Origin of the sequence: Metasolibacillus sp. FSL K6-0083, from assembly GCF_038630865.1 — a bacterium.
In the GTDB taxonomy this organism is placed as follows: Bacteria; Bacillota; Bacilli; order Bacillales_A; family Planococcaceae; genus Metasolibacillus; species Metasolibacillus fluoroglycofenilyticus.
The window spans coordinates 1,529,562-1,541,813 of record NZ_CP152046.1 but is presented as its reverse complement, the minus strand read 5'-3'; the positions used below and the strand labels follow the sequence as shown (position 1 = coordinate 1,541,813).

The 12,252-nt window shown below is 39.0% G+C and carries 14 protein-coding genes; 11 read left to right on the top strand and 3 right to left on the bottom strand.

All coding sequences use genetic code 11. The annotated features are described in order from the left end of the window. Positions 1–174 precede the first annotated feature (174 nt). The gene (locus tag MHB51_RS07380) at positions 175–447 is read left to right on the top strand and encodes a YlbG family protein (protein WP_066169696.1); all 273 of its coding nucleotides are present in this window, start codon (positions 175–177) and stop codon (positions 445–447) included. On the opposite strand, the gene MHB51_RS07375 is transcribed toward MHB51_RS07380, so the two are convergent. Beyond that, entirely contained in the window at positions 442–837 is a 396-nt protein-coding gene (locus MHB51_RS07375) for a methylthioribose kinase (RefSeq protein ID WP_066169699.1), read from the bottom strand. The genes MHB51_RS07380 and MHB51_RS07375 overlap by 6 nt on opposite strands. A gap of 55 nt (positions 838–892) precedes the next feature. Between MHB51_RS07375 and MHB51_RS07370 the strand changes: the two genes are divergently transcribed. Genes MHB51_RS07370 through coaD form a run of 3 tightly spaced genes read left to right on the top strand, consistent with a single transcriptional unit; the run spans position 893 to position 3,434 of the window. Continuing rightward, positions 893–2,320, top strand: a complete 1,428-nt coding sequence (locus MHB51_RS07370) for an RNA polymerase II (RefSeq protein WP_342559295.1) — start codon at positions 893–895, stop codon at positions 2,318–2,320. A gap of 57 nt (positions 2,321–2,377) precedes the next feature. Next, the gene (rsmD, locus tag MHB51_RS07365) at positions 2,378–2,953 is read left to right on the top strand and encodes a 16S rRNA (guanine(966)-N(2))-methyltransferase RsmD (protein WP_342559294.1); all 576 of its coding nucleotides are present in this window, start codon (positions 2,378–2,380) and stop codon (positions 2,951–2,953) included. Next, entirely contained in the window at positions 2,949–3,434 is a 486-nt protein-coding gene (gene coaD / locus MHB51_RS07360; RefSeq protein ID WP_342559476.1) for a pantetheine-phosphate adenylyltransferase, read from the top strand. The genes rsmD and coaD overlap by 5 nt, the downstream gene beginning before the upstream one ends. A gap of 598 nt (positions 3,435–4,032) precedes the next feature. Here the strand turns inward: coaD and MHB51_RS07355 are convergent. Then, positions 4,033–4,977, bottom strand: coding sequence for a hypothetical protein (locus MHB51_RS07355; RefSeq protein ID WP_066169715.1), 945 nt, complete (start codon positions 4,975–4,977; stop codon positions 4,033–4,035). A gap of 42 nt (positions 4,978–5,019) precedes the next feature. Between MHB51_RS07355 and MHB51_RS07350 the strand changes: the two genes are divergently transcribed. Then, complete coding sequence (locus MHB51_RS07350; protein ID WP_342472905.1) at positions 5,020–6,057, top strand: SepM family pheromone-processing serine protease; 1,038 nt, start codon at positions 5,020–5,022, stop codon at positions 6,055–6,057. Positions 6,058–6,285: 228 nt separating this feature from the next. Here the strand turns inward: MHB51_RS07350 and MHB51_RS07345 are convergent, their stop codons facing one another. Then, positions 6,286–7,485, bottom strand: coding sequence for a nucleotidyltransferase (locus MHB51_RS07345; protein WP_342559293.1), 1,200 nt, complete (start codon positions 7,483–7,485; stop codon positions 6,286–6,288). Positions 7,486–7,692: 207 nt separating this feature from the next. Between MHB51_RS07345 and MHB51_RS07340 the strand changes: the two genes are divergently transcribed. The 6 genes from MHB51_RS07340 to MHB51_RS07315 all read left to right on the top strand — a co-directional run bounded on the left by MHB51_RS07340 (position 7,693) and on the right by MHB51_RS07315 (position 12,206). Then, the gene (locus tag MHB51_RS07340) at positions 7,693–8,226 is read left to right on the top strand and encodes a YceD family protein (protein ID WP_107942233.1); all 534 of its coding nucleotides are present in this window, start codon (positions 7,693–7,695) and stop codon (positions 8,224–8,226) included. Between the two features lie 23 nt (positions 8,227–8,249). After that, positions 8,250–8,423, top strand: coding sequence for a 50S ribosomal protein L32 (gene rpmF, locus MHB51_RS07335; RefSeq protein WP_066169728.1), 174 nt, complete (start codon positions 8,250–8,252; stop codon positions 8,421–8,423). 149 nt (positions 8,424–8,572) lie between these two features. Then, a complete protein-coding gene (locus MHB51_RS07330) occupies positions 8,573–9,337 on the top strand; it encodes an enoyl-CoA hydratase/isomerase family protein (protein ID WP_066169731.1) in 765 nt (254 codons plus the stop codon). 471 nt (positions 9,338–9,808) lie between these two features. Then, on the top strand, positions 9,809–10,186 hold the full coding sequence (locus tag MHB51_RS07325; protein WP_066169734.1) for a transcriptional regulator: 378 nt from the start codon (positions 9,809–9,811) through the stop codon (positions 10,184–10,186). Between the two features lie 250 nt (positions 10,187–10,436). Further along, entirely contained in the window at positions 10,437–10,649 is a 213-nt protein-coding gene (locus tag MHB51_RS07320) for an acetyl-CoA carboxylase biotin carboxyl carrier protein subunit (RefSeq protein WP_066169737.1), read from the top strand. A 21-nt stretch (positions 10,650–10,670) separates the two neighbouring features. Further along, positions 10,671–12,206, top strand: coding sequence for an acyl-CoA carboxylase subunit beta (locus tag MHB51_RS07315; protein WP_066169740.1), 1,536 nt, complete (start codon positions 10,671–10,673; stop codon positions 12,204–12,206). Positions 12,207–12,252 lie beyond the last annotated feature (46 nt).

The window sequence follows — 12,252 nt, the reverse complement described above, 5'->3', positions numbered from 1 at the left end:
AAAAGCTTTATTGGTGCTTCATTCAGCGTATGTATAAACATTTGCTGATAGTGTAAAATAGCACACTGAATAACGACAGCGTGACCAAGACCAGACTTGCGGCGGATGTCACACACTTAAAAATCTAAGTTAAATTTTATCGCAGTATAATCGATAAAGAAAAGAGGGGAATTTATGAACGAAAGGCAAGGGCTCATTGTGTATGTTAATCAATTGAAGCATGCTAAATCTTTACGTAAATACGGTCATGTTCATTATATCTCTAGAAGATTAAAATATGTCGTGATGTATTGTCAGCGCGAGGATATTGAGCTAGTTAAAAATAAATTACAACGCCTTCCATTTGTGAAAGACGTTGTTGAATCCTTCCGTCCGTTTTTGAAAACGGAATTTGAAAATGCTAAGCCTGATAAAGCGAAGGAATATGATTATAAATCAGGTTTATAGTGCGTGCATTGCAGGAATGTAATGATTTAAGCGCAAAATACCAATTAAATATTGGTAAAATAAAGTTGTTTCGGTAAAGCTAGAAGAATGCTTTACTTCAAGATAGTGTATTTGCTGATTTGCTTGCGCGGAAGCCTGTTTAAAAATTTCTAGACGTTGCGCTAGCTTTTCTTCATTGTAAGGAATACCTTCGCGACATATATATATCGGCATGAATTTACTCTCTTGCGCTGGCTGTAATGCAACGGCAAGCGAGGCGTACATTTTCCCTTCCTTCTTTGAAGTAAATATAAATGTACGGTGGATACGTGCTTTATTTGTATTTAATAGCTCACAAAGCTCAAATACATCGCCATAGCCTTGTCCTAATTCGATAAATTGTTGAATCATTGTAAGTCACACCCTTTCCACACATAATAGTATCATGATGCAGGAGGATGAGCACATGAAATTTGCCATTGCTTTTTTTGTTGTTTTAGTAGGCACAATCAGTGCATTGCTTTTTATGCAATTCCAAGTTTATTCAGATCATCTTGATTTGGAGGAGCAAACATTTAGCTATTCACAGGAAATTGAAATTGTTTATCGCGGCGAAAGCTTAGATATTCGTCATCATTTTAAAAATTTACCGAATGAGGAAATAGCAATTAGCTGGCCGAGCAAGGCTGAAAATCCAAATTGTTTTATCGAAACAGAGTATAGCTGTGCGCGTTTAAGTGAAGATTTAACAGCTTTTCATAGCGGTGAAAATCGCACACAATCACTATCATACATAATCCCTTTAGCGGGGGGACTGAAATCTAATCACCTGATGGAGGACTTATTTATTAAATTGAAAAATGGGGCTGTTAAGTTTTCAACAGTACATATTTCAACTGATAGTGATATTGGTGGGCAGTGGGTAACTGGATTACCGTTAATCGGTCAACAATCATTATCACTTGTCAATTATTCCATGTTTAGTGGAGAGGGTGAAGTGCAGGACCTTTATTGGAAGGCAAATAATTTGGCATTACAGCATGTGACAGAGACGATTTCTGTTTACGCGAAAGATCCAACCTCTACAGCCTTTAATGACAATTTAGCAAAGTTAGAATTTTTAAATGATGAGCATATTGCCGTTGTAGAGGGGGAAAATAACTCAGATTCACAAGGCAAGCGCATTTTATTTTTGCCGCAGATAACAACGCAGCAAATTCAGCAGCATGTCATATTTGCACAATTAAATGCGATGTATGACTTTGTTGACACACCAAGGTGGCTGAAGGAAGTTATGGCAAGTTATTTAACAGGTAATACCTTTGGCGGCGAGCGCGCAACAACAATTGTTCAAACATTGACAAATCAAATGTCGGACGAGCAACTGAAAAATTGGTTGCATCAGTTGCAAGCATTGCAAGGTCAGCAAGTATCGCCAAATGTACTAGATGAAGCATTATCTACGGTATTTGGCATTCATACATCCTACTTCTCATTAAATGTGGATTCTAAGGAAATATTCCCATTTTTATTCAATGATAAGCGGGTTATTTATTTAGATGGAGAGCAATTAGACGCAGTGGATGTTATTTTTAAAGATGGGCTTGTATTATACTCAGCACAAAGCTTGCTGAACGGGCTAGGCTATAGTGCGGAAAAAGGTCAAAGAGGTTTTTATGTTGAAAGTGCAACACGCGCTTTCAGATTCCCAAATGAGCCAGGCTTCTACGTATTTAATGAGCGACGTTATAATACAGTTTCAGAGCCTATTGTACAGGTGGCTGGGCAATATTATATTGAGGAATCGTGGCTACAGCGCCTGTTTTTAGTAGAAATTCAGAAAACAGAGCAAAATATTAATTTGCTTTCTGTTGGGTTACAGTCGAGTGAATAAGTGATGTTCCAATTTAGGCACAATATCGTTAATAAGGAATAAAGGTTTGGTGAAAATATGCGCGTCGTAGCAGGACAACGAAAAGGGATGCCATTAAAGGCGATAGACGGTACAACAACAAGACCGACAACAGATAAAGTAAAGGAATCTATTTTTAATATAATCGGACCATATTTTAATGGTGGTATTGCGCTAGATTTATTTGCTGGTAGTGGGGGTCTAGGGATAGAGGCGCTTAGTCGAGGCGTAGACCAAGCCATTTTTGTTGAGAAAGATGGAAGAGCTTTTCAAGTATTACAGGAAAATATAAAAAAATGCCGCTACGAGAACAATACGGAGCTTTTTCGAACAGATGCGATACGCGCAGTAAAAGGCTTATTAAAGCGAGAGATTGTGCTCGATTATGTATTTGTAGATCCACCTTACCATAAAGATGTATATTATGATTTAGTGATGCAGCTTGTGGAAAACGGAAAGATAACAAAGTCAGGTATCATCGTCTGTGAGCATGCCAAAGAGGTAGCACTGCCTGAAAATTATGGCCCATTTCAATTAATAAGACAAGAAACATATGGGGCAGCGGTTGTATCAATTTATCGTTATGTGCAGGAAGAGGGAGAAACAATTGATTGAAAAAATTGCAGTAGTACCTGGTAGCTTTGACCCGATAACGAACGGGCACTTAGATATTATTAATCGGGCAGCAGATGTTTTTGATATCGTGTATGTAGGGGTGCTCAATAATTCATCAAAAAATCCGTTATTTACGATTGATGAGCGAATTCAGTTAATTAAGGAAATAACGAGGGAGCGACCCAATATTCGCGTGGAAAGCTCCTCAGGCTTATTGGTTGATTATGCGAAAGAAAAAGGGGCGCAGGCAATCGTACGAGGCTTGCGTGCGGTATCGGATTTTGAATATGAAATGCAAATTACATCGATGAACCGTGTGCTTGATGAAAATATCGAAACATTTTTTATTATGACAAAAAATCAATATTCCTTCTTAAGCTCAAGCATTGTGAAGGAAGTAGCGAAATACGGGGGCGATATTGGAGAGCTTGTGCCACCAATTGTCGAGCAGGCACTAAAAGAAAAATTTAGCGGAAAATAAATAAGGCTGTCCAAAAAGCTGTGCATAGCCGGCATTTTGGACAGTAGCGATAATATTTGGAAAAATGCTGACTTAACTAAACAGAGAAGGCATCTTTTAAAAGCAAAATGAACACTGGCTTTAACAGTGTTCACCCTCAGTAAAAGTGGAGCGCTGAAAACTTTTATTTTAATGTGCTGTCAAAACAAAATAGACTTTTCGGATATACCTAAAGCCAATGTTTATCAAACTTTCAAAGAAAGCCCCCTTATCCAATAGGCCACTGGAAAACTTATAAGTGAATATAATGTTAAAAAGGAGTTGATTCGTTAAAATTTGAACGAATCAACTCCTTTTTCAGTGGTATTTCTTACTCTGCTTCCTTCATTAAGGTTATAATTCTTTTGAGATTCACGGCGAATATGGTTGTTGCTCCTTGTATTTGCATACCAAATAGACCCGCGGAAAGCGTGCGCTCGGAACGGAAATCAACCGTTTTAGCGTAATACCGATTCATGGGGACTTTTTCAGTGGCCTATTATCCAAAGCCTTCATTTTATAAAAACACCAACACTAGCATCTAAAATGCGGGCACCCGCACGGCATTTTAGACGCCCCTTCACCATAAAAAAATCAACCAATACAATGCAGGAACAATGGCTATATAAAGAAGACGCATATATATATATGGACGAAAGGCAATCGCATTTGACTTAGCAATTACGAGTACTTGCATATGGATGCTTAAGCTTTGTGCGGTTAACCCTGTTACGAGTGCTAATAAAAGTAGTTTGCCTTGATAATTTTGCTGCATTAATTGCAAACCATTTGTCATTTCAAGTAAGGACGCAAAGAAAATTTGTAAATTGTTATTCAATGTGAATAAATGATTCATACTATGCAATAAAACAGCATAAATCGTTGTGAAAAAAACAATGGTTGCACAGACGACTAATACAGTTGGCACACTATCTTTAATACTGTGCGCAAAAGCATGACGCGCGGTAACGGAATGTGCTGATTGCCGATTTTTTTGATGTGGCAAAAAGAAATAAACGATGCAAAGTAGTATGAGTGAGAAAATATGTAGCACAATTAAATATTGCCATCCAATTGTGACGTCATGGATTAAATCTAAACTGACAAAGCCTATGACAAAGAGAGGGCTTGGACAGTGGCAAATACCGAGTAAAATAGCCGCCTCCTTTTGCGATAGCTCCTGTGATTTAGCGAGCTGAGCAATGGCTGCCGCACCTGTTGGAAAGCCGCCTAAAGCACTAATCACATATGTTTTTATATATAATAAAAAAGGGTGTGTTGTATATTTTCCTGTAATGCGTATAAGCCAGCTTGTTAAAATTAAATACGGTAATAAATATGGAAACAAAGCTTCCATAAATAAATGCACACCTAAATCTGCTCCTTCATGTGCGACACCAGGAAAAAGAAGGAGTAAAATAATTAATGTAAAACAAATAAAAATAGCAAAAAAATGTGTAATAACATCAACTCTTTTCAATATTTTGTGAAGTTTTGCCGCAAGTGTTACACTAACTATATGCATTTAGGCTATTTAATAGTCGTAGGTAAAAGGAGTCGGGGCGTCATGAAAAAGAGATTAGCCATTATTGTAGCGGCTTTTGTCGTGTTTAGTTTTTTAATGTTTTATAAGCTTGATTCATACATTATGAGCCCTGGAAGCGCATATGATGTCAGCGAATTTGTAAAAGTTCAAAACGGCGATACAGAGGATGAGGGAACGTTTAATTTAATGACTGTATCCATGATGAGGGCGACACCTATTTTGTATGCAATTGCTTTTTTTAAAGAGCATCAGGAAATTATGCAACTAAATACAGTACGCCAAAATGAGGAAGATGATGAAGAATATAATATTCGTCAATTGAAGCTAATGACGGATTCACAATTTAATGCGCTTTATGTAGCTTTTTCAAAAGCTGGACTAGACTATCAGATTACGTTGAAAGGGGTCTATGTATTAAATGTTTTAGCAGGGGGCGCTGCTGATGGCATTATAAAAGCAGGCGATGAAATTGTGGAAGTCGATGGTCAGCGTATTCAAAGACAATCTGAGCTAATAGAAATGATTAGCAAAGCACAAAAGGATGACCTTGTGGAGCTTGTGATTAATCGCAACAATGAATTACTAACAAAAAATGTACAATTAAAAGAGATTCCCGAATCGGAAGGTCGCATAGGGCTAGGAATTACGTTTACAGAAAGTAAATCAATCAAAACAGACCCGAAAGTGAATATCGATGCCGAAGATATTGGTGGACCATCTGCTGGTTTAATGTTTACATTAGAAATTTTAAATCAATTGCTGGATGAGGATTTGACAAAAGGCTATGCGGTTGCTGGCACAGGTGAGATGTATGAGGACGGCACTGTCGGGCGTATTGGTGGCATCGAGCGTAAAGTAGTTGCGGCTGACCGTGATGGTATGGAAATTTTCTTTGCGCCTGATGATGAGATTACGGAAGCAATGCTACAATATAATCCGAAAATCGAATCAAACTACGAAGCCGCAGTTAAAACAGCTAAGGATATTGGGACAAAAATGAAAATTGTCCCAGTAAAAACAATTGATGATGCATTAGCTTATTTACAAGCTTTGGAGTAGGGAGATGGCGTCCAAAAAACCGTGCAGTTGCCGGTGTTTTGGACGCTTTTGTTGGTGTTTTGGGAAAATGATTGATGATGAAAATAGAGTGCTTTCCTTGATTAGGAGAAAAACATGGGCTTTAACGGCGTTTCTCTTAAGTAAAAGAGGAGAGATGCAAATAATGCATTACTGAAATAATATGGGTCCCTTAAAGAGAATAGCGTTGGAAATGTGATAAGTCACGCTTTACAGTCGGATAGGCGGTATATTATAGTCATCGCCTATGCCCCGGCTTGTAAGGCCTTGCTGATAGATTGTCGTCGCTCGTATATCAAGCGTTAACATATCGTTTTGCATAGCGGCAACTCGGCTGACAAGAGGCAATATCATGTGCTTTTTATGCATGGATAAATAATGTTGACCACTTTCTGTCATACCAAGTAAACGGATATAGGATGGCTCTGTATAGGCATGTAGCTGTTGCTTCGTAATACCTGTATAAATATGCGTTAACATTCTTTGCAAACGTGTCCAAGTATAGCGTTTCGATTTTATTTTATTCATAAAATCGCTAAATGAGGCTGCGCCTTTTGCATGTTTAATTAGTGCATACTCAATTCCCTCGGACACATCTGCGAACGTAGTGAGCTGCTCTGGTGTGTAGCGTAAAATAGTGAAGCGCAATAAGGGCCAAAATGTACTCCAGCTAGCAAACGCCGCATATGTTTGCTGCCAATCCTCTAGCAATGTGTATGTAGAGGATGGGACAAATTGCTCGACATCCTGTAAAGCTCGCTTGTTAAATAATGCTTGCCGTATTCCTGTAGCACTGGCGATTTGGCTATGCTCATCAATCACATCATGATAGCCTGCGCCTATGCGTGTAATGGTAAAAGGTTGTATTTCATTTTTCAGTAGGCTCACCGCCTCAATATAGTGGAAGCCCAAAATGTTATTTGGTTTTGCTAAATCAATGTAAGTGCCGGGAAAGCGTTGCTGCAAAGTTGTATAAGCTTCCTGCAAAGCCTTTGGATAGCTAATGCCTGTCGAGATTAAATCTTTAATAAGCGCATCATAAAGCGCTTGATTTTGTTGAATAAGTGTAAAGCTATCAAGGAATGGTTGAAGCCTCCCATCCTCACTACCGAAAGCAAATGTTTGACAGCCTACTGCACGAAGTAAAGAAATCGCACCATAGGCAAATTGCTTTGCTGGTGCAGTACTGAAAACATAAGGAAGTTCAATAACAAGGTCAATGCCATTTGCGAGAGCCATTTTCGTACGAGCCCATTTATCAACAAGGGCAGGTTCTCCTCGTTGTAAAAACTGCCCACTCATTACAGCGACAACTATATCGGCTCCTGTTAGTTTTTTTGCTTGCTGAACATGATAGGCATGTCCATTATGAAAAGGGTTGTATTCCACAACAACACCTACAGCTTTCATATCCTTCCACCTCACAATCAATAGAATTTAGCTGCTAATTGTATAATATACACATTATAAGTGGTAAAATGAAATTGATAAAGTAAACCTTCAAATTAGGGCCTTTATTCAGTATTAATGGATTTTCATAGAGTGACAAGAAATTATCTTGACATCTAATTTAGAAATCTATATAATCAACATTGTTGTCTAAGAGGTGATTAATGAATGAAATGGTCAATTCATCAACTGTCGAAATATCGTCAAGACGGACTTCCGCTTGATGCCCAAATTCAATTGGACGAAGTGAAGACACGTAACAAAGATATTCGAGCAATCTCACCCGCACATGTAAAAGGGCTATGCACATTCGGTGCATCGCAAATGACTTGTCAATTTACATTAAGTGCGACATTAACTCTTCCTTGTGCAAGAACATGGGAAGATGTTGAATTTCCGATTGAAATTGATGCAGTTGAAGTATTTAGCTGGATTGATGAAGATAAGCGTGGCGATTTAGACGGAGATATACATTATATCGATGGTGAAGTAATCGACATGAAGCCAGTATTAGAGGAATTAATTCTTCTTGAAATACCGATGCAAGTATTTAAAGAAAATACCGAAGGACAAGTGCACGGTGGTAAAAGCTGGACTTATACAACGGATGAAGATGTAGCTCTTAGTCGTAAAGATGACGAACCAAAGGTGGATCCAAGACTGGCTGATTTAGCTAAGTATTTTGATCAAACAGATGAATAACTATCTGTAAGGAGGTGCCAATAATGGCTGTACCATTTAGAAGAACTTCTAAAACTGCAAAAAGAAAGCGTCGTACGCATTTCAAATTATCTGTACCTGGTATGGTAGCTTGCCCAAACTGTGGTGAACATAAATTAGCTCACCGTATTTGTAAAGCTTGCGGACACTATAAAGGTAAAGAAGTAGTAGCGAAATAATTCAGTATTCCGCTATATGAAGGCGAATGAAGAGGCCATGGCTCTTCATTCGCCTTTTTTCATTTGTTATCATCCGTTGTCAAATGAAGGAATATTCGCTACGATACAATTAATGGGTAAGATGTATAAGTAGACTGGGGGAAGGGATAATGTCATATTTATTTGAAAATAAAGACGGGATTGCAACATTTACAATCAATCGTGAAGAAAAAAGGAATGCTGTGAATGATGAGGTGATGGATGGCCTACAAGAAGCAATTACATATATAGAGCAAAGGAAGGATGTACGCTTTTTCGTTATTACTGGAGCTGGTGAAAAATCATTTTGCTCAGGTGGGGATTTATCCGTTTTTCATGCATTAGAAACGGAGGACGAGGCTTTCGGAATGCTTAGCAAAATGGCAAAAATATTGTATAAGCTTGCTACATTATCTGTGCCAACGATTGCCTTAATAAATGGAACAGCAGTAGGTGGCGGCTGTGAAATCGCTACAGCCTGTGATTTCCGTTTGATTGCTCGTCATGCAAAGGCGGGCTTTATTCAAGGGACACTTGCGATTACGAGTGGCTGGGGTGGCGGTACATATTTGTTTGAAAGAGGATTGCGCCATGACCGTGCGTTAAAAATGCTTGTCGATGCACAGGCCTACGAAGCACAAAAGCTCTATGAGATTGGCTGGGCTATGCGAGTTTTTGAAGGAACGAAGCAAGAGGCATTGGCAGATTTTATAGAAGATATGCGTAAAATTCATCCTGCCGTGCATCAAGCATATAAAGAAATTGAGCTACGTAAATGGCGAGAGCGCAATATGTATGAGCGTGTAATGGAAGAAGTACGCACTTGCGCGAAGCTATGGGAAAGCGAAGCACATCACCAAGCGGTAAATAGCTTCCTAACAAAATCGAAAAAGTAAATGAAGGAGTCGTCTACAAAGCTATTTTGAGACGGCTCTTTTTTTGACGGAGAGTATATGCAGGAGGCGATGGTTTTAGCGAATATTTAACTTCTTTCAGGAGTTGTCCGAAAAGTCCATTTTTTTGACACCGCATTGAAATCAATGTTTTCATCGCTTCCCCTTTACTAAAGGATAACGCTGCTAAAACTAATGTTCATCCCATTTTTAAAAGAGGCGTTTTCTGTTTAAATGAATCAACATTTTGTGAAAAATCATCGCTCCTGTCCAAAATGCCGGCTATGCACGGCTTTTTGGACTGCCCCGTCCTAAAAGAGTTAGCTAAGTTGTAATTAATAAGGTGCAAACGATAGGAAGGTATCGAGGAGTATGAAAATATGGAAAGGCTTGTCGTTTGATATTTTCGATAGAATTAAGATTCTATTTCCTCATCTGCTGCATATAGTAGTAAAAAAATAAGAGGTGATAGAGATGGAAGCAAAAAGAAGAAAAGACCAATGGACAATTGCTGATGATGAAAAATTAGCGGAAATTGTTATTCAATTTGTGCAAAATGGAAAAACACAGCTTGAGGCGTTTGAGGAAGCGGCAACCGTGTTAAATCGCACGAAGCAGGCATGTGGTTTTCGTTGGAATAAAACATTGCGAGCGCAATATGGGCAAATGCTTGGCAATGTAAAGAAGAGACCGAAGCAGTTAATGCGTAGTCATTTAAAGCTTGCTTTAACGAGCTTTGAGGAGCTTACCGAAGCTTATGGGCAGCTAGAATTAAAATATCATGAGTTACAAACAGAGCATGAGCGCCTTCTTAAATGGTTAAAACAAGGCGTGCAGTTTACTCAAAAATAACTGCTAGCACAGCCTGTTTTAATAGAAAATAGAGTGCTTGCTATCAATGAAGCTTATGCATGATAGCCTCGCAAAGCTTGCGCAAGAAAATCTCTGCAATCCACTACAAGTCTATTTTCATTTTATAAAAGCTTTAAGGTTATATGAAATGAATCTAAAGAAAAAATGAAAAATAGTTGGAATCAATTATACGAGTGGCGTACAATAAAGAGGAACAGCTTTGTTCAATTACACAAAGGGGGATTTTCAAATGACACAAGTAAAGGCACCAATGGCAGGTACAGTTTTCGAGGTAAGTGTAAAAGAAGGAGATGCTGTAACTGTTGGACAAACATTAATCATCTTAGAATCGATGAAAATGGAGATTCCATGTGAAGCAGAAGTTGCGGGTACTGTAAAGAAAATACTTGTAGCAGAGGGCGATTTTATTGATGAAGAGGCGGTCCTTGTAGAGCTAGAATAGTGCTGCGAAGAGGTGAAAAAAATGACAAAACAATATAATGAACAGCTACAGCAAAAAATTGATGCAATTTATGCTGGTGGCGCGCAAAAATATCACGATAAACTAGTGGAAACAAATAAATTATTTGTACGCGAGCGTTTGGCTTTGTTATTCGATGATGGGCAATATGAAGAAGATGGTCGCTTTGCCAATTGTGAAGCAGGGGACTTACCTGCGGACGGCGTTGTGTGCGCTATCGGGAAAATAAACAATGAAACAGTTTGCGTTATGGCGAATGACTCAACAATTAAAGCAGGCTCATGGGGCTCACGCACAGTTGAAAAAATTATTCGCATTCAGGAAACGGCGGAAAAACTACAAGTGCCGATGTTATATTTAGTCGATTCAGCAGGAGCACGTATTACCGACCAGCTTGAAATGTTCCCAGGACGACGTGGGGCAGGGAAAATATTCCACAATCAAGTGAAAATGAGCGGTTTTGTTCCGCAAATCTGTATTTTATTTGGTCCTTCCGCAGCAGGTGGCGCTTATATTCCGGCGTTTTGCGATATCGTCATTATGGTTGAAGGTAATGCCTCTATGTATTTAGGTTCACCACGTATGGCGGAAAAGGTTATTGGTGAGAAGGTAACATTAGAGGAAATGGGCGGAGCGCATATGCATTGCTCAGTAAGTGGCTGCGGGGATGTTTTAGCCACATCTGAACAAGAGGCAATCGGGCTAGCGAGACAGTATATTAGTTATTTCCCAAGTAATTTTGCGCAATTGCCACCTCTACAAGAGGCGATTCAGCCTGTTGCGGGACGAACATTGGAGGAAATTATTCCAGAAAACCAAAATGCGCCGTTTGATATGTATGAATGCATTGACCAATTAATTGATGAAAATAGCTTCTTTGAAATTAAAAAGCTGTTTGCACCTGAATTAATTACAGGCTTAGCAAGAATTGACGGGCAAGTCGTCGGCATTATTGCGAATCAGCCAAAAGTAAAAGGTGGCGTGCTATTTGTCGATTCGGCAGATAAAGCTGCGAAATTTATAACATTATGTGATGCGTTTTCGATTCCGCTACTGTTTTTAGCAGATGTACCAGGCTTTATGATTGGTACAAAAGTAGAGCGAGCGGGTATTATAAGACATGGGGCTAAGCTAATTTCAGCGATGAGCTCTGCAACAGTGCCTAAAATTTCTGTTATTGTGCGCAAAGCATATGGTGCAGGTCTTTATGCAATGTGTGGACCAGCATTCGAGCCGGATGTATGTATCGCACTTCCGACAGCACAAATTGCTGTAATGGGTCCTGAGGCAGCCGTAAATGCGGTATATTCAAATAAAATTGAAGCAATTGAAGACCCGAAAGAGCGTATGCAATTTGTAAAAGAAAAAATCGAAGAATACAAACGAGAAATCGATTTATATAAGCTGGCTTCGGAGCTTGTTATCGATGATATTATTGCGCCGGGGGATTTACGCGACACATTAGTGAAGCGCTTACATTATTACGGTTCAAAGCAAGTGTTACCACCGTACCGTAAGCATCCTGTTTATCCAGTTTAATAGTGCAATGTAAAGCTGCTCTGAAAGTAGGAGCAGCTTTTTAGGT